The organism is Spiroplasma sp. DGKH1 (assembly GCF_040940205.1).
Lineage (GTDB): Bacteria > Bacillota_I > Bacilli_A > Mycoplasmatales > Mycoplasmataceae > Spiroplasma.
Genome location: NZ_JASTWG010000002.1, coordinates 136,096 through 154,880 on the forward strand (window position 1 = coordinate 136,096; position 18,785 = coordinate 154,880).

At 29.6% G+C, this 18,785-nt stretch carries 21 protein-coding genes; 1 reads left to right on the forward strand and 20 read right to left on the reverse strand.

Translation table 4 applies throughout. From position 1 onward, the window contains the following. Positions 1 to 5: 5 nt before the first annotated feature. The 6 genes from QPK10_RS02170 to pepV form a co-directional block, all read right to left on the reverse strand. Positions 6 to 887 carry a hypothetical protein gene (locus QPK10_RS02170; RefSeq protein WP_368486399.1) on the reverse strand — a complete coding sequence of 294 codons (882 nt, stop codon included), beginning with the start codon at positions 885 to 887 and terminating at the stop codon, positions 6 to 8. A 114-nt stretch (positions 888 to 1,001) separates the two neighbouring features. After that, a complete protein-coding gene (locus tag QPK10_RS02175) occupies positions 1,002 to 1,928 on the reverse strand; it encodes an ABC transporter ATP-binding protein (RefSeq protein WP_047790921.1) in 927 nt (308 codons plus the stop codon). 168 nt (positions 1,929 to 2,096) lie between these two features. Beyond that, positions 2,097 to 3,230: a hypothetical protein gene (locus QPK10_RS02180; RefSeq protein ID WP_368486400.1), complete on the reverse strand. Its 1,134-nt coding sequence runs from the start codon at positions 3,228 to 3,230 to the stop codon at positions 2,097 to 2,099. 83 nt (positions 3,231 to 3,313) lie between these two features. Then, positions 3,314 to 3,796 (reverse strand): hypothetical protein, encoded by a 483-nt coding sequence (locus tag QPK10_RS02185; protein WP_368486401.1) that lies wholly within the window; start codon positions 3,794 to 3,796, stop codon positions 3,314 to 3,316. Positions 3,797 to 3,902: 106 nt separating this feature from the next. Then, on the reverse strand, positions 3,903 to 4,766 hold the full coding sequence (locus QPK10_RS02190; protein ID WP_368486402.1) for an Hsp33 family molecular chaperone HslO: 864 nt from the start codon (positions 4,764 to 4,766) through the stop codon (positions 3,903 to 3,905). A gap of 101 nt (positions 4,767 to 4,867) precedes the next feature. Further along, entirely contained in the window at positions 4,868 to 6,259 is a 1,392-nt protein-coding gene (gene pepV, locus QPK10_RS02195; RefSeq protein ID WP_368486403.1) for a dipeptidase PepV, read from the reverse strand. Between the two features lie 109 nt (positions 6,260 to 6,368). Between pepV and QPK10_RS02200 the strand changes: the two genes are divergently transcribed. Then, complete coding sequence (locus QPK10_RS02200) at positions 6,369 to 6,644, forward strand: hypothetical protein (RefSeq protein ID WP_368486404.1); 276 nt, start codon at positions 6,369 to 6,371, stop codon at positions 6,642 to 6,644. Here QPK10_RS02200 and QPK10_RS02205 read toward each other — a convergent pair. From QPK10_RS02205 to tmk, 14 genes are all read right to left on the reverse strand, one after another. Further along, entirely contained in the window at positions 6,631 to 6,945 is a 315-nt protein-coding gene (locus QPK10_RS02205; protein WP_368486405.1) for a PTS sugar transporter subunit IIB, read from the reverse strand. The two genes, QPK10_RS02200 and QPK10_RS02205, sit on opposite strands and share 14 nt — an antisense overlap. A gap of 21 nt (positions 6,946 to 6,966) precedes the next feature. Then, entirely contained in the window at positions 6,967 to 7,227 is a 261-nt protein-coding gene (locus QPK10_RS02210) for a hypothetical protein (protein WP_368486406.1), read from the reverse strand. Then, positions 7,202 to 8,509 (reverse strand): PTS transporter subunit EIIC, encoded by a 1,308-nt coding sequence (locus tag QPK10_RS02215; protein ID WP_368486407.1) that lies wholly within the window; start codon positions 8,507 to 8,509, stop codon positions 7,202 to 7,204. Before QPK10_RS02215 ends, QPK10_RS02210 begins: the two co-directional genes overlap by 26 nt. Beyond that, entirely contained in the window at positions 8,487 to 9,248 is a 762-nt protein-coding gene (locus QPK10_RS02220; protein WP_368486408.1) for a PTS transporter subunit EIIC, read from the reverse strand. The genes QPK10_RS02215 and QPK10_RS02220 overlap by 23 nt, the downstream gene beginning before the upstream one ends. A 15-nt stretch (positions 9,249 to 9,263) precedes the next feature. After that, positions 9,264 to 9,572, reverse strand: coding sequence for a PTS lactose/cellobiose transporter subunit IIA (locus QPK10_RS02225; protein ID WP_368486409.1), 309 nt, complete (start codon positions 9,570 to 9,572; stop codon positions 9,264 to 9,266). Positions 9,573 to 9,600: 28 nt separating this feature from the next. Next, positions 9,601 to 10,566, reverse strand: coding sequence for a N(4)-(beta-N-acetylglucosaminyl)-L-asparaginase (locus tag QPK10_RS02230; protein WP_368486410.1), 966 nt, complete (start codon positions 10,564 to 10,566; stop codon positions 9,601 to 9,603). A 254-nt stretch (positions 10,567 to 10,820) separates the two neighbouring features. After that, positions 10,821 to 11,699, reverse strand: coding sequence for a MurR/RpiR family transcriptional regulator (locus QPK10_RS02235; protein ID WP_368486411.1), 879 nt, complete (start codon positions 11,697 to 11,699; stop codon positions 10,821 to 10,823). A 40-nt stretch (positions 11,700 to 11,739) separates the two neighbouring features. After that, positions 11,740 to 11,862 carry a hypothetical protein gene (locus tag QPK10_RS02240; protein ID WP_368486412.1) on the reverse strand — a complete coding sequence of 41 codons (123 nt, stop codon included), beginning with the start codon at positions 11,860 to 11,862 and terminating at the stop codon, positions 11,740 to 11,742. A 244-nt stretch (positions 11,863 to 12,106) separates the two neighbouring features. Then, positions 12,107 to 12,949 (reverse strand): hypothetical protein, encoded by an 843-nt coding sequence (locus QPK10_RS02245; protein WP_368486413.1) that lies wholly within the window; start codon positions 12,947 to 12,949, stop codon positions 12,107 to 12,109. 116 nt (positions 12,950 to 13,065) lie between these two features. Beyond that, on the reverse strand, positions 13,066 to 15,138 hold the full coding sequence (gene ftsH, locus QPK10_RS02250) for an ATP-dependent zinc metalloprotease FtsH (protein ID WP_368486414.1): 2,073 nt from the start codon (positions 15,136 to 15,138) through the stop codon (positions 13,066 to 13,068). An 81-nt stretch (positions 15,139 to 15,219) separates the two neighbouring features. Then, the gene (gene tilS, locus QPK10_RS02255) at positions 15,220 to 16,560 is read right to left on the reverse strand and encodes a tRNA lysidine(34) synthetase TilS (protein WP_368486415.1); all 1,341 of its coding nucleotides are present in this window, start codon (positions 16,558 to 16,560) and stop codon (positions 15,220 to 15,222) included. Positions 16,561 to 16,568: 8 nt separating this feature from the next. Further along, the gene (locus QPK10_RS02260; RefSeq protein ID WP_368486416.1) at positions 16,569 to 17,291 is read right to left on the reverse strand and encodes a tRNA1(Val) (adenine(37)-N6)-methyltransferase; all 723 of its coding nucleotides are present in this window, start codon (positions 17,289 to 17,291) and stop codon (positions 16,569 to 16,571) included. A 1-nt stretch (position 17,292) separates the two neighbouring features. After that, a complete protein-coding gene (locus QPK10_RS02265) occupies positions 17,293 to 18,135 on the reverse strand; it encodes a DNA polymerase III subunit delta' (RefSeq protein WP_368486417.1) in 843 nt (280 codons plus the stop codon). Then, positions 18,128 to 18,775, reverse strand: a complete 648-nt coding sequence (gene tmk / locus QPK10_RS02270) for a dTMP kinase (RefSeq protein ID WP_368486418.1) — start codon at positions 18,773 to 18,775, stop codon at positions 18,128 to 18,130. Before tmk ends, QPK10_RS02265 begins: the two co-directional genes overlap by 8 nt. Positions 18,776 to 18,785: the final 10 nt, after the last annotated feature.

Here is an 18,785-nt window from a genome sequence, read left to right on the forward strand (position 1 = left end):
ATTGCTTAGTTATTTAAACTCTGTTTTCAACCGTTAATAAAAATTTTTAATGCTTTAATTGAAAAAGTCATTTTTACTTTTTCATCATAATTATCATAGTCAACTGCTAGAGTTGGATCAGCAGCCATTGTTTTATAATTTTTAATTAATCTTAAATTTTTAAAATATGAAAATAATAATTCAAAAGTATAAATTGTTTTTAACAATGCTAATGTTTCTTGCTGTCATTTAATAATAAAGATTTCTAGCCAATCTTTGCAATTATTTTTTAATTTAATTAAATTTAGCAAACGACGAAGAAGAGTTAACACTAATCCTTTTAAAACTAAATAATTTAACACTAATAAAAAGATATATAAATAACTTTTTAAAATATTCGAAAGAACACTTAATAAAATTAAAGTAGTTAGTTGATTTAAAATTAAACTAAAATGAATTAAAAATATTACGGGTGTTAAAACACTTATTAAAAATAAAATCATCGTGGTTTTTGCCATTTTGATTAATAAATCATTTTTGCAAAAAACTCCTAGCATTAAGCAAATTCAACCAGGTAAAAATAAATATAAAATATATAAATATGAAATATAATAAGTGCTTATTTTAACATCATTAAAATTTTTATAATGAAAAAAACTCATTAAAGTATAAATTAAAATAAAAAAGAAGAAATTTAGATAAACAAACAAATGCTGATGGTAATTAAATGATTTTCGATAAACTAACCATTTTGTTTTTAAACTTAAAGTAACAACTGCTAATAAACAAAAAAGGACAATAAACAAAGAATAATTAAAAATTGCCAACGGATTTGTAAATAATCCAAAATTATGATGATTATTTTCAACAATTGCTTTTAAAAAAATTGGATTAGTTTCGTTTACCATTTTCATACCCCTTTCTTTATCCCTTAGTAAACCTTATTATATCTTAAATGAACTAATTAAGTCAATTTAAATAAAAAAGATAAATTATTTAGGAATAATTTATCTTTTTTTCCACTAAGACCAATCAATTTCGCTTGGTTTTTTAGGATTTGCGTTATGTTTAATTTGATCAATTAAACCATTTCGCACATGAATAACAGTATTTCCAATATCGGCGATATTTGGGTTATGGGTAACAATAATTACGGTTGTTTTATATTTTTTATTAACTTCTACTAGAATTTCTAATACTTTTCGTCCCATTTCTTCATCTAACGCCCCGGTTGGTTCATCTCCGAAAAGAATGTCGGGATTTTTAGCTAAGGCTCTCGCAATTGAAACCCGTTGTTGTTGTCCCCCAGACATTTGGTGAGGATATTTATTCATTTGTTCTTCCATCCCAATTGTTTTAAAAATATCATTAATTGTCATATCTTTATTTTTTGCCTTACTTAAGTTTTCCCCCACTTCAGCATTTTCTTTTGCTGTTAAGTTAGTTAATAAGTTATATTGTTGGAAAATGAATCCGACATTGTCACGGCGGAATTTAGTTAAGTCAACATCTTTTAATAATGACAAGTTATAACCAATCACAAACACATCACCACTGGTTACTTTATCTAATCCAGAAATAATATTTAACAATGTTGTTTTCCCTGAACCAGAAGGACCTAAAATAACAATAAAGTCCCCTTTTTCTAGTTTTAGGTCAACTCCCTTTAGAACTGGTGTTTCTAATTCACCAGTTAAATATGATTTTTTAACATCAACTAATTCAATAACGTATTTATCAGTATTTGGTTGTTCACCAGTAGTTGAAATAATTTCTCCTTTTAAAATTCGTTTTGAATATTGTTTAGTTTTTTTGCGTTGTTCTTTTAATTTCGCTTTAAATTCTTTTAACGCACTGTTATCATGTTTTTCTTTTTTTGCTTTAGCTGGTTTAGCAGCTTTGGGCGCTTCTGATTTTGGCTCAGTAACCTTATCTTTTTGCTCAGCCATTTTAATCCTCCTTTAAATTTAATATTGCTTAAATAAACACTTCTCCAGAGTGCCCTTTTTTAAATATTAAATTTCAATATCTCTATGAATTTTGTAGTAGTTTATAAAAACTCCCACTCACACATAAATATCATACCAAAATTATTAGAAATAGCAACTTATCAATTTTTAGTTATTTTGGTAATATCAAATTCCAGTTGCATTAGAAAAATAAACAGTATCATCTTTGTTAATAATGTCATTAATATAATAACCCATATTTTTTAGATGTGGATAAAATGATTCCTGCATAGTCTGTTCATTAGTAATCATATAAAAAACACTTTCGGAAGCAAAAAATAAATTATTTGTCTGGTCACTAACTAACGCATTAATTCCTCATCATTCATCACTATGATAAATATGTTTTTCCCGGTCTAATTTATATAAGGTTGTAAAATTATCTTTTAAAATTTCATAATAAACACTATTATTTGGCGTAACTAAGATCCTTCTTAAATCTCCATCAATTTCAATTAGTTTTTGCGTACTAATCCCGTGGTTTTTTGATATATACAATTCATTTCCTAAGCCAAAATAAACATTGTTATCAGGAGCAATTGCAATACTATTAACATTTGTTTTAATATCATCAATTGCTTGAATAGCTGTGGTTCCTGATTTTAATAAAAAGGCTTTGGGACCATTATTATTAATAGTAGTTATTGGTGCTAAATAAACATTATCTAGGTGGTCAATTTTAATAATGTTAATTGGAATCGACAATCCATTAATTTCTTTCACCTGTCAACTATCATGTTCTAAAAAATATGTTGTCCCGTGATCACCAATAACAGATGCTGTTCCAAAATAAACATTATCATTCTGATCAAAACAAAATGATAAAATATCTAGTTCATTAACATTTTCAATATGTTGGAAGGCTGTGGTAGCGGCTGGTAATTTTCATAACCCCGCATTATTACTTAAAACATAAACATTATCTTGGTGATCAATTTTAATATCATTAATAATAATATTAGCTGGTAATCCCGCCAATTTAATTGGCGTCATAGTTTTGTTAGCTAAAAAATAAAGGGTACTATAAAGCTCCGTTGTTTTTTTAATAGTAAAATACAAATTATGGTGATTATCAACAACTATCTGGTCATAGTCTCTTAATATTTGGGGATTTAAAATTTGATTAATATTATTCTCAAATTTATTATTCTTATGAGAGTTATTGGTTGTACAGGCCAACATTGTACTAGTACTAATTACTGTTAATGTTCACGATAATAAAAAATTTAAAAGTTTTTTCATTGGTAACCCTCTTTACTATCTTATTTACTAAGTATACACCAAATTATTTTTATAAAATAAAAAAATATCATATAAATAATATTTTATTCCATGTTTGTTGGTTGTGGTTGTTGTGGTGGCTGTGGTTGTTGTCCTCATTGATTAGGTTGCGGTTGCACAGGGCCATATTTCCCAACTAAAATTAAAATTCCGCCAATTAATCCTGAAAAGATTAATGATACTACACCAGCAGCAATATTACTTTTTGCTCGTCCTCTTAAGACAAGTGAGCATAAAATTATAGGTGCAATTTGAACACAGCAGAAAATAATTAAGAAAATTCCCATTCCAATTCCGGTTGATCTAACGATGCCTGGATCAATAGGTTGTGGTCCTGTATTAACAACTTTATCCGCCAGTGTTGCTCCGGTAAAAAAGATAATTGCACTAATAAATAATCCTAACATTGCTAGTCCTGAACAAACAAGCGAAACAATACACCCCGCCATACATAAACCATCTGGTTTTTTAATTTCCATATTTCCACCTTGTGGTGGATATCCTTGTGATGAATAATTTGAATTCATTTTGTCCTCCTTGGTATTTTCATAGATAAATATTATATATATGATAATTTTACTATACTAAGTTTTTTCATATATTGTGATATTTCCAACATAAAAAATGTTTGTATTATGTTAAAAACATTTTTGCAACTTCTTCTGGTTTAATAATATATTTTGTGCGACAAAAATCACACACAATTTCAACATCATTATTTTTTTCCACAATATCATGTAATTGTTCCTCACCTAATAATTTAATTGACATTAGCGCTTTTTCACGAGAGCAAGAACATTTAAAAATAAAGGTTTCTTCTGATAAAACTTTTGCTTCATCATCAATCAATTTATAAATATTATTAAGATCATTTTCTTTAATTAATTTTTCTGTAATGCTGCCAAGATTTTCAACCTTTGCTTCTAAGTAATCGATATCTTCTTCTTCATGATTAGGCAATAATTGGGCAAATAATCCTGCTGCTTTATTAATAGTTCCATCATCATTTAATTTCACTGAACAGGCAATTACTGATTTTATTTGTTCACTTTTTACTAAATAATAAGTAAAGTCAAGGTTAATTTCTCCGGATACTAAATCAATTTGACCGGTAAAAGGTTCTTTCATTCCTAAATCTTTAATTACTTGTAAATACCCATCAGTACCAACCACTTGTGAAATAACATTTTTTTCTTTTTTAATTTTTGTTTCATCAAACTGGGGATTAGCACAAAATGCCCGGATGTGATGGTCAGTATATTCAGCCATAATGGTTCCAATCGGACCATTCCCATTAATGATAGTTGTAATTTTATTGGCTGGTTCTTTCATATCACTCCCAATTAAAATTGTACCAATGGCAACGCGTGCTAACGCAATTGTTGCCAAAGGATTAGTTTCCTGCAATCTAATAATTTCATTTAAACTTTCGGTGGCATCAACAACTGTAATTTTGGTATGATGATTTTCACTGATAACTTTTATAATTTTATCCATTTAATTGTTCTCCTCTTTATATATAATTCTTTCTTAGTTATTGTAGTATATATTAGCAAGAAAGTAAAATAAATGCAAAAACAATTTTAAACCGTATCTTCTTATTCACTTAATGCAATTATCGCATTAGCATATATCTCCATTGCTTTAAATAATTTTTGCAAATCAATAAACTCATTTGGTTGGTGTTCAGTTGTTTCCTCACCTGGGAAAGTTGCACCAAAGGCCACAATATTAGGCATTAGTTTGGCATAAGTTGATCCTTTGGAAGCTACAAGGTCATCTTGGTAACCAGTTACCTTTTGATATGTATTATGCAAAATTTGGATCATCGGCGTGGTTTTGGAAAAATACAAGACAGGGGTATCATTTTCTTCACTAAGATAAATATCTAATGGTTCAATAATTTTTGTTAAACGAGTAATTAAATCAGTCATATTAGTATTTTGAGGATAGCGAACATTAAATTTGCCTTTAATCACTTTATTATCTTGTTCAACCAAGCCTAAACTCATGGTTAAAGCTCCCATTTCAACATTTTCAACCTGGCAATTCATTTTTGCCCCGTCAAAAGTAAAATTATTAGCCATAAACTTAATAAAATCATAACTATCATCATACTCTAATGGCAACCAGGCAATTAACTTAAGTAAATTATGAATGGCATTGACACCTTCTTCCGGAGTACTAGCATGGGCAGTCACCCCGTGCGATGTGATGATTCAAGAATCATTATTATTTTTTATTTTAAATTGATATTGTTTATTAGTATTATATTGTTTTAAAAAATCATTAAGATAGTCGGGTAAATTAAAATTTAAATTTTTTAAAGTTACTTCGCAATAGTCCGGAACAACATTTGAACGTTCTCCTCCTTTTAAATTAAAAATTTGATTAGCAAAATTATTAATTTTTTTATTTAACCAATAAGTAAAAATTCCTTTTTCAGCAAACACAACTGGAAACACACTATCAGGGGTATATCCCATTATTGGTGGTTTTTCTTTACTATTATAGTAATTGATTCCTAATCCTCGCGATTCTTCATCAGTCCCAAAAATAATTCGAATTTTAGTTTTGGGATAATAACCTAAATCTTTTAAAATTTTAATTGCATATAAATTAGCAAATAACGGTCCTTTATCATCAAGAGCACCGCGGGCATAAATTTTATTTTCTATCATAACTGGTTCAAAAGGATTAGTAACTCAATTATTACCAGCGGGAACAACATCTAAGTGTCCAAGCACGGCAATATATTCTTCACTTTCTCCATATTCTAAATAGCCAATCATCTCGTTGAGATTAACAACCTTAAAACCTTGCTGCTTTGATCAATTCAATAAAAATGCTAGTCCCTGAGCCACGCCTTTTCCAAATGGCATATTATCTAAAGCAACATCTTTGACAGTATTAATTTTTAAAAATGTGATAAGATCTTTTAAAAATTGATCATGGTTTTTAATAATTTCTTTTTTAATTAAGTCATCCATTTTCAACATTCCTTTCAAAATTTGTATAAACTTCTTTATTTTTTATTTAAATAAATTTAGAATAATAAATAGAGAAATTTTTATTTTAAATAAAAAGAAGGGAAACAAAATGTTATTGTCACAAAATTTTCCAGCCATTCCAATTTGAAGCTATTGCCTACTAATAATTTTAATTATTTTATTAATTATTTTATTAGGTTATTTTTCATTTTGAATTTTTAAAAAACTAAATCATCATCAAAATATAATTAATAAAAATAATGACTTTAATTTGGATACCGGTTGGTTTAAACATGCTTTGCGTCAAATAATCTTTTTAATTCCCTTACTAATTATTTTGCTTTTAATTTTTATTGTTGTAATGTTTACAATTAGTAGCTTTTAATTAAATCTAATGCCATGTCTAAAACTTTTTCTCCATCAAAAGTTCCATACAAATCTGAACTAATAACATCAATTGGACAATCTTGTTCTTCGGCAATCGGAATCATCTTATCCAAAGCATATCTGGCTTGTGGTCCAATCAAAATACAATCTACTTTTTCTTCTTCTAAATCATCAATTGCTGTGGTAGCCCCTGTTGCTCAAATTTTAGCACTAAGCCCTCTATTATCCGCTGCTTCTTGCATTTTTCTTACTAACATTGAAGTGCTCATCCCAGCAAAACATATTAAAACAATATTCATCTTTATCATCTCCTTTAAAATTTATTTTTCATTTTCAATTTCAGTTTTATAATAATCACTTTTTAATTGACTTGGTTTAACTTTTTGGTCAAAGATTTTGGCGTTAGCAATTATAACAGCATCTTCAAATTTATTATTAATTTCTGTTTGTTGTTTTAAAAAATTACGTTTTAACTTGCTAACTTTAATATCATCACCAACAATTTTTGCCTCATAAATTAAATGATCTCGTTCTTCTTGCGCAGTTATTAATTCTTTATTTTTTATTTTTTTTTGCTGCACTAATTTCTAATTTAGCTCTGTGTTTCAACTGTTTATAAACTTGTAACCATTGATGTTTTAATTCTTTTAATTTTTGGTGTTCAATTTTAATTAGTGGTTTAAAATCAACAACAACTGTTTGCAAATTAGTTTTTAAGTCAAGTTTAGCAGCTTTGCTTTGTTTACGAAGTTCAATTTTTAACATTTTAATTTTATTTTTTCCTTCTTGCTTTGTTGCTTGATATTTATTTCATAAAGTTTGTAATTCAAGTTGATGACTATCCTTAATTTGTTTAATTTTAGTGTTATAATTATTTTTAATTTCGTTAACTAACGATTTATCTTGTTGTTGTTCTTTCGATAATTCTCTTATTTTAAATCTTAACTCTTCTTTTGCTGTTTTAATTTCAGCATTACATTGCTCTTTTAAAGCCAACCATGATAATTTATTTGTTTCAATTGCTTGTACTGCTGCTTTAAAATTATCATCCAACATTACAATATTATCGGTAAATTTTTGTTTATACATTTTTTCTTGGTTTAGTTTTTCTTTTAAAACTTTTGCTAATTCTTTTTTATATGGTTTTTTCTGAGTGTATTTTTCCCAATAAAGGTCATTTTTTAAAGAACCAAAAATTGGGGGCAAAATCCCCAGACGTCGGGCTGTTTTAAATGTATTTAAAACTCCGGTATCAAGATTATTTTCTTTTTTAAATTCATCCATATCCGCAAATTTAATGAATGGGAACCAAATTACCCCGGCAACACAGGCTGTCACAATTTGCAAAATTGGACCTGTTCAATGCATATTAGTAAAGTATCCCAGAACACCAATTGGTAAGGTCCATGGGTTTAACGCGCCGATCGGCATGTGAGCTAAGTGAAAGTGCATTGCCCCATATGCGATTAAAGCAGAAGACAAGGGTGCTAATATTAAGGGAATCCACATCATTGGATTTAACACAATAGGAATTCCAAATAAAAATGGCTCATTAATATTAAAGATCCCGGGAATAATTGCAATCCGACAAATTGTTTTGACTTTTTCACTCCGTGCAAAAACTGCCATTACACAAATAATAATTAAGGTGCTTCCCGCGCCCCCAGTTGTTACATAGTTATAAAAGTCCTCCACTCCAATATTAAAGTTATTTCACAAATATTCACCCGTTTGGCGATAATGGGCAAATGCTGCTTGGTTATCTGGTAATAATTGTGATCAAAATGGGCGAACAATACCATTAATTGCTGAAGAGTTTATCCCAAAACATCACCCTAAACTACCTAATACAGTTACTAGCACAACCCCCCCCCCCTAATTTTCCAATAAAACCTTGGGAAATCGGAGCTGCTAAAAAGTGTTCTAACATAACTGGCAGGTATTTTCACTCTGTTAGTCCAAATAATCCCCTTAGGACTAAAGCAAAAATAATAATTAAGAATAGTGGTGTTAAGGCAGCAAACGAAGCAGTTACTGCTGGGGGAACTGCGGTGGGCATTGGAATTCGTACATTTTTGTCCCGACAAAATTTAAAGAATTCAGTTACCACAATACTACAGACAATTGCCAGTAAAATCCCACTTGTTCCAGCATATCCTCCAAACGGAATATAAGAAGCTTTCCACCAGTCACTAGCTTCACCGCTGCCAACTAAGGGTGTTAAGGCAATAAAAAATCCGACCGAAGAAATAATTGGAAAGATTGGATTTAATTTATAATATTTACATAAATTATAAGCAACGAGGGCAGTAATTCAAAATGACATCATATCAAAAGTAATCCGTTTTGGGAAAATTAAAACACTTCCTAACCACGGATATTTATTATCTAAAATATCACTTCACGAATTTACTGGGAAATTAGCAATAATAATAAAGATTGAACCAACAATTAAAAAGGGCATATAAGAAATAAAGGCATCCCGAAGTGAAGCAATATGACGCTGACCGGCCACTTTTGCCCCTCACATCGCGACCTTATTATTAATGAAATAATCGATTTTTTCCTTAAAAGTTTGATGACTGATACTATTTTTATTCATATTTCATAAATTCTGTTATTTCTTATTTCGATATATTTCAATTAATTCTTGGAACATCACTTGGCTTAGAATGGCGTTGGCTAAATGATCTTGCGCATGCACCATTAAAATTGAATAACTGGTTTTTTCACCCTGGGCTTCTTTTTGAATTAAATCCGTTTGCACAAGGTGGGCCGCTTTTAGTTTTTCATCTGCTGTTTTAACATGGCGATCACTTTCTTCTCAATTACCCTTTTTAGCACTTTGTAATGCTTCATACATATGGGAAAATACATCGCCAGCATTTGAAATAATTTTAAAAGCAATCATTTCAATATCTTTCATAACATAACCTCTCTTTCAATAAACTTAATTATTTAAGTGGGCTCTTAATTCTTTTCTCATAGTTATCTAGTCATTCTTTGGTTGCAATATCATAATTAGTTTTCGTAAAATCGGCATTTGGATTCGCAACATAGATTGCTGGTTGCTTATTTGTGTTAGCTACTACAAATGAAAATTCAACATTGCTAGCCACTCCTCATTCCCCATTGTTTCGCATTGCAATTAAGGAAATTCCACCAACTTCGCCAAACCTTGTTTTTAATTTTTGATGAAAATTAAAAAGAACTTCATCAATAATTTCTTGAACAGGTTTGTTAGGTAGCATTGCCATTTGGCGAACTACTTCATAGGATAAACATCCTTTCATAATGTCTTCGCCTAAACCAGTTGCACTAGCACCACCAACTGTGCTATCAACATAAAACCCGGATCCTGATAGCGGGGAGTCCCCAACTCTTCCCGGCTTTTTCATAAATAAGCCACTAGTAGAAGTTCCCGCCGCCATTGATCCTTGGCTATCTAAAACAATCGTTCCGACCGTGTCATGGCCATCATAGGCTTTTAACTTTGTAGCACTTAGTTCAGCAACTTTGTTGTGATACATTAATTTAGCACGGTTTGTTAACATGTTTTTTCTTTCAAACCCATTTTTATGCGCATATGCTTCCGCGCCACCACTAACTAACAAGATATTATGGCGTTCATGTTCCGCAAGGTGTTTGGCAATACTAATTGGATTTTTAAAATCTTTAATCCCAGCAACGGCACCAATTGCCAAATTATCACCGTTCATAAAAGCAGCATCTAGTTCAACTTCGCCATTTTCATTTGGTAATCCTCCATAACCAACTGATTTATAATAAGGATAATCTTCAACTGCTTTAATAATTGTTTCTAAAATATCACCCGCCGTGGCATTTTTATTAAATAACTCAATAGCTGTGCTAACTCCTTCATAAACCATCCGTCAGGTGGCAATAACGCCTCATTTCATCTAATCCCCCCTTACTTAGTAACTATTAAATAGTTTTTAGTATAATTAAATATTAATTATTATTTTATTTTTTAAATTTTATTAAAAATAGTAAAATAATTCCAAAAATAAAATGAAAAAAACTTATTTTTAATTCCGTTCAAAAAATGTCTGCGATAAATTAGTATTTAATCATATTATAATTTAACCATAATTATTAAATTAAATAAATAAAAATATTGGATTAAACCAATATTTTTTTAATTAACAATATGTTACATTTTAATTTTTAAATTACTTAAGTCATCTGTTTCCTGATATGAATCAAAAGTCTTTTCGTAATTTTCAGCTTCCATCAATTTATGAACAGTTGCTAAATAAATAACATTTCAAAATTCAAATAGCATTTGTCCTCGTAAGCTATACAAGTTCCAAATATTTCATTCTTTACTTTCTAACACAATTAATTGGTCCGCATTTTGAAAAACTGAATCCGAAACACTAGTAATTGCAATTCATTGTGCTCCGTTCGACTTCGCACATTGGCCGGCACTTTCTAAAAAAGTGTCAGTCCCCGCCAATGAGATTGTAATAAACACATCATTTTTAGTTGCAATATTCGCAAATGAAGTGACAGCTACTTCATCCTGTTCTAATAAAACATTAAAACCACTTGCAATTAAATGATTTTTAAAATCAATTGTTTGACTATAATTAATATTGTTTCCGACAATAAAAATTCTTTGGCAATTTTTAAGTAAACTTGCGATGCGATCAACCATTCCATTTTTAATTAGCATTTTAATTGCTAATCGTCCCCGATTATAAATATTAACATATTCATCATAAAATTTCTCTGTTGATTCAACTAAACTTCGATTAATAATCACCTCATGGTTATTAATAACATAGTTAGTATTAATGGCATCTAAATGTTTTTTAAAAGGAATAAATCCTGAATAACCCAATTCTTTGCAATATCTAGTTATGGTAGCATCACTTACATTACAGTTTTTAGCAATTTTTTTAAGTGATAATGCCTCAATATTGCGTTGTTTAATATTTTCCACAATATAATCTGAAATAGCTTTTGTAATTCCCGTTGAATTAATACCTTGTAATTTGATTTTTTTGTATAAACTTCTTAATTCCATCTAATATGTTTCCAGTAAAATTATAATTTATTCTAAACATCTAATAATTTTGATTTAAAATTACAAGTTGTTGGGATTGGTGGCCACCAGATAATAAATTAATGATATTTTTAATAGATAATTTTTTTAACAAATCGTTGTTATTGTTAACTATCTTCATCATTGTTTCATCTCCTCCACTTAATATATTTAGTTGTTAACCTTGGTTAGTAATAAGTTAATTTTTAATGCTCAAAGCAATATAAAAATTAATTTATATGTAATAAGTTTTTTGTTAGTAGTTAGTATTATCATACGTTTTTATATTTTGGGTAATCTATATATTGCCACAATATTTTTTATGTAGTTAATAAGTAATAATTATTTTTTATTAAACAATTGACTCGTAATCACTATTGTCCTAAAAATTAATTGTTTAAAACAACCATATAACCATTGCCAATAATTTTAAAATTCTTGGTTAACAAATCACCCTGTTCACTAAAAATTTTTAAATTTGTTGTAATTATTTCATCCGCGGATATTCCGTCACTAATTTCTGGTTCAGTTTGTGTTGCACAAAAGATTGCTAGAAAGCCTAACGCTGATGGAATAATTATTAACATTAAATGGCAATATTCAAACACTGTTTTCATACTACTGTTTGAAACAACTTGTAGATATGACATCGAAATTTCATATAAATAATTAAATAGCGATAGGATAACTACTCAAATTAGGATTTTTCCAATCTTATGGACAAAAAAACGTTCTTTCGAAGCTTTAATGTAAAAAATTGTGCTCATGAATATTACAAATGTGATGAAAACATTAATCAATTTTAGGTGTTGAAATCAAAAAATCTTTTCATTAGTGTAAATAATAATTAAAACTCAAAATAAAGTCTTGGCCCCTTTTAAAACAATATTAATATTTTTGTGAGGGTTAATTAATAAAGTTACTAATAGGATCAATAGAATTAGGTTATCAAATAAAAATGCATCACCCTGTAAAGATTTATTAATTAGATTTTGAAAAATAAATAAAAATGTGATAAATAATATGACTGCTCTTAATTGTTTTTTAAAATCCAAGTAATTTTTGTTATAACTAACAACAGTTTTCGTTTTTTTATATCAGTTATACCCTAAAATTAATAACTTAAATAAAATTAATGCAAAAAAGGTCAGAACAGTGGTACATAAAAAAATGTTCTTTATTTCGTTAACAAAATATGAAATTGTTAATACAAAATCTTTACCACGACCCATATAAATATACCCCTCTTAAATTAACTATACCTTAAATAATAATAAAAAACAAGATAATTTCATTGCCCGCATGATTTCTTAATTTAAAAAGAAAAAACTGTCAATTGACAGTCTTCTTAGTTTTTATTATTTGATTTATCATCTTTTTTATCGTGATCATCATCATTTTTTGGTGGCTCTTTTTTCCGTTCGCGTGGTTTAACTTCTAAGATCTCACCTTTTGCTTCTTTTTCTTTATGTTTAGCTGAGCGCTCTTTTTCACGCAGAACTTCATCTGGTAAACGGTTATTTTTATTAATAAATTCGATTTGTTCAGCTGTTAATGTTTCTAAGACGCGTAAACTTTCAGCTAATAAATGAAGCGTTTCCATATTTTCTGAAATAATTGCTTTTGCAGTTACATAACAATCATCCAAGATTTTACGAACTTCGGTATCAATTTTAGCAGCCACATCTTCTGAATAACGTTTAACCCCACCAGTATATTCATCTTTTGGTGATTCAAATTGAACTAATCCTAATGGACTCATTCCATATTCAGTAACCATATGACGAGCAATATTAGTTGCTTTTTCAAGGTCATCATGCGCCCCCGTCGTAATTTTGGTTTTTCCAAACATAATTTCTTCGGCCGCTCTTCCCCCTAAGTATCCGGTGATTGTAGCATATAAGTTTTCTTTACTATGGAACATTGTTTCTTCTTTTGGCGTCATAATTGTATAACCACCAGCTTGTCCCCGCGGGATAATTGTTACTTTTTGAACTTTACTTGCAGCTTCTAATTTTAACCCAATTAAAGCATGACCACCTTCATGGTAAGAAACAATTTGTTTGTCTAAAACAGAGTATTTACGTGATTCTTTGGCTGGTCCACCAATTACCCGGTCGATCGCTTCATCAATAATATCAACAGTAATTACTTTAATATTTTTGCGGACACATAAAATTGCTGCTTCATTTAAAACGTTTTCTAACTGTGCTCCCGAAAACCCTGGTGTTCTTTCCGCAATCCGACGGAAATCAACTTCAGTTGAAATTGCTTTATTACGAGCATGTAAACGTAAAATAGCTTCCCGCTCATTAATATCAGGTAATGAAATTTGAATTTGGCGGTCAAAACGACCTGGACGTAATAACGCAGGGTCTAAAACATCAACCCGGTTAGTAGCGGCCATCACAATAACTCCGGTGTTAGTACCAAATCCGTCCATTTCAACTAGTAACTGGTTTAGAGTTTGCTCATTAGCCCCACTACCAATTGAAATTGTTCGTTTCCGACCAACAGCATCAATTTCATCAATAAAAATGATACAAGGCGCTGCTTTTTTAGCAGCACTAAACATTTCCCGAATTCTTGAGGCCCCAACCCCAACAAACATTTCTTCAAATTCAGAACCAGAAATTGAGAAGAATGGCACTCCAGCTTCTCCGGCAACCGCTTTTGCTAATAAAGTTTTCCCGGTTCCTGGTGGTCCTTCCATTAGGACTCCCTTTGGCGCACGGGCTCCCATCGTTGAATATTTTTGTGGATTTTTTAAGTAATCAACTAATTCAACTAATTCCGTTTTTTCTTCGTTAATTCCCGCTACATCCGAAAAGCGAACATTTGATTGAATTTGACGAGCTTTATTTTTCCCCATTGAGAATGGATTAGCACCACCCATTCCGCCAGAAGCTTTTGTTAATCTAACCATTAATCAAATTGAAACCCCAATTAATAATACTCATGGAACAATTTGCACTAATGCTTGTTCTCAATATGGAACAAATTCACGATCATAGGTATTAAAACCACCATTTAAAGTAACATTTTTGGCAGATAAACTTTCTGTTCACCGATTATGAAAGATTACTTTACTAGGGTCTGATGGATCAGTTGTCGTGTAATAACTGAACGCATCAAAACTTCCACGGTCTCATTCGGATGAATATTTAACAACAACAGTTTTTCCACCATCTTTATATTTAATTTCACCTTGAACAACAACAGTATTACGACCAATTGCGGCATTCACTGAAATTTCATCCATTTTTTTGCCATCATAATTACCCGTCTCAACTGTTTCTTGCATTTTTCCTTGATTAATTTTTGTGACATCTGATCGCATCCAAATAACAATCATTAAGATAATTAAAGCAATAAAAATTAAGCTTAATATAATCCCTAGTCATAATCTCTTTTTGTTCATATTTTTTTCCTTCCTAATGGTAGAATCTATGATTTTTATTAATAACCAAACATAAAATAAGTTAATAACACTAATTCTAAACTATTTTATCATAAAATAGATAATAAATTTTTCTTTTTGATTAAAATTATATTTCTCGTTTAACAGACATTTTTCACTCAAATATGAAGGTTTGCGCAATTTTGCTCTTAATAAATCATTAATTGCCACAATTTCATTGTTTTTATCTATAATAACATAATTTAAACGAATTAACAGATTAATTTTTTCTTTGATAAAGATTTTAGTTAGTTGTTTACCATTTAACAAGACATTTTTTAAAATTTCGGGATCATTGGTTATCTTTAATGGTAACTGGTCAGTTGATACAAAAAAAGTAAAATTATCTTTTGTTGATTCGGTAATTATGTGATTTTTTCACTGGTATGTTTGGCGGGTATTGTTAATAATAACAGTTGTCAAAGCTAATTGAGCCTTCGTTTTAATTTCAACATTTTCATAACTTTTGACTAAAAAATATTCCTCATTGATTTTAATCATAATGTTTGGTTTTGGTGATGTGATTTCTTTGACAACTTCATCTAAAAATTTCCGTTTTTTATTAATAATTAAACAAGTTAACTTCGCTATTTTAAAATAATTAAAAATAATCATCTTTTGTAATCTTAAATCAGTTATGCTGGTAAAACTAGGGACATTAATTTGGCCAAAATTATCAATGAAATAGTCCCTAACAACTTGTTTTAATTTTTCATTAGCATGATTTTGATTTTCCATTTCGGTTAATAAATCTGCAAAATTAAAATCCTGGAGTTCGCTCCGAATAACATTTCGGTTATAAATTCCTAAAATATTCGTGTAATCTAGGGCATAATTAATTTTATTATTGTTTAAATACTCAATAATAAACTCTCGACGAATATTTAACATAATTCTTTTAATAGCTATCGTGTTTGCACTAAACTTTGAATGATAAATACTATCTGGACTTAAACCATAATGTTCAACAATATTATTACGTTGTTTTTGTAAAATATAGGTTTCAATATTATCTGTTAAATTATGGGCTACTAAAACGGCAGCACAAGCATACTGTTGAGCAAGTTCAATAAAGAAATCATAACGAATATCCCGAGCAATCGTTTGAAAATTATGCGAGACTTGTTGATATTTTAGATAATCATCCTGGCTAACTTCTTTGACATAATAAGCAATTTTATGGCGGGTACAATAATCAATAACAATCTGTTGGTCAATATCACTATCTGATCTTTTTTTATAATTAACAACTCCCACAATAAAATTATGAATGTCAAATTCTTTGTTTTGATAAATATTGTCCAGTAAAAACATACTATCTGGCCCACCGGACACCGCAATAATATATTTTTGATTCTTATCTAACATATCAAAATTCATCATCTTTCCCCTTATTTTCTAAACATTGCTTTAATTTCTTCGGTATAACTACCATCTTCATTATGGACAATAAATGGTGGTTCAATAATGACCCCGGGTGTTCCCTTAAAACGTGCTTCAATTAAAACATTATTTGCTTCACTATCCCGAAAGGGATGAATAAATTTAATTCTTTTAACAGCAAAATCATTGGCGGTTAATAAGTTTAAAACTTCATCTAATCTGGTTGCTCGGTGAACTAGTACTAGATAACCTCGGTTCTCAGTTATTTTTCGCGCTGCACTAATCATTTCTGGTAAAGTTAAGTGAATTTCATGGCGCGCGGGAATTAACAGTTCACTTTTTTCATTTAGTTTTGATTCTCCTACTTTAAAAAATGGCGGGTTACAAATTACTAACTCAAATTTATCGCGGGCATTGACTTGTGCATAATGTTTAATATCATCATGAATAATTGTTATTTGCGAAGTTTTTTTGTTTAAGTGCACATTATCCTGTGCTAATTGTGCTGCCTCCGCTTGAATTTCAACTCCCGTGATTTGGGCATTTGTATAACAACTCAAAATTAACGGGATCACTGCATTGTTGGTTCCAATATCAATAATTTTTTTAGTGCGACTATTTAACCGAGCAAATCTTGCTAATAATACTGAATCAAGCGAAAAATTAAACATATCAGTTCGTTGATATAATTGTAAACCTTCAAAATCTAATAAATCATTTAATACCTTCATTTTATACCACCTGGTTAATTTTAATTATTGCTTGTTCTAAAATTAATTCCTTGTTAAAACTTCCCCCTAAAAGATTACATGCTGAATAACACTCTTCAATAATATGATGTTTAATTGGTTTCAATAATGCCAACATTTCTTTTTCATCGAGGTTATATTGTTGCCACTTACTATTTTTGATGACATTAGCAATTTCCGATAAATATTCATAACAATCAGTTGGGGTATAATCAAATAATTGGCGAATTAAAATATAATTGTTATTTTTTTGGTGAACAAGATTTTTAAAAAAAGCTTGTATAAATTTTTGTTTGGCATCATCATTCTCATCTTTAACCTCATTAAAATCATTTGTTAAAATAATATTTAAACATCGTGATTTAATTGTTTCAATAATTCTATTGTGTTGATTAGATAAAATAATGGCATAGGTATTATCAGTTGGTTCTTCTAAAAACTTTAACAAAGCATTGGCCGCTTCTAAAGTTAGGAAGTCACCTCCTTTAATAATATAGATCTTGACTCCTTTATTTTCTAAAGCAGAATAATTAAAAACTTCAATAATATTTTGGATTTCTTCTTTTTTAATACTAGTATTAAAATCACCGTATGCTTTTAAATCATAATAAGTATTGTTTTGAATTCGGACACAATTTGCACAGTCACAGTCAAAAGTGCGTTCTTTTTCGCAAACTAAAAACATACTAAGAAGTTTAGCAAATTCATTTAATTTTGTTATATTATTTGATGAAATTATTAATTGATTAGGTAAAAGATTATTATTAATTTTTTCTTTTAAGATATTAAGTTTTTTTAAATCTGCTGGTGCAAAATTATTAATCATTACTTTTATTTCCTTGTAATTTTGTTAAAACTTCATCAATATAATATGACACTTGTTCTAAAACTTCGTTAATAGGTTTTCGTGCATCAACTACTTTAATGCGATCAGAATGTTCACTAATTAAAACTTGGTAACCTTCATAAACTTTTTCATGAAAAGATTGTTTTTCTAAATCTAACCGATCCATTTCATCTTCAAACCGCGCTTTCATTCTTTCACGAGCAGCTGTTGGTTCAATATCAAAAAATAATGTTAAATCTGGTTTTGTGGTTCCTAAAACTATCGATTGAACTTCATCTAATGTTCTAATTCCAAGTCCCCGGGCATAACCTTGGTAAGCAGAAGTTGAATCCATAAAACGATCACAAAGAACGATGGCTCCTCTTTTCAAAGCTGGCAAAATATCTTCACTGACATGTTGTTTCCGTGCCGCAATATATAATAATGCTTCAGTTCATGGATCCATTTGTGAATTTTTTTTACTTAAAATAATATCACGAATTTGCTCGGCTATCTCATTGCCTCCCGGCTCTCTTGTTAACACAACTTCGTAACCTTGGCTTTTTAACTTTTCTTTTAATAATTTAGCAATGGTTGTCTTTCCAGAGCCATCAATCCCTTCGAATGATATAAATAACATTACCTTCACC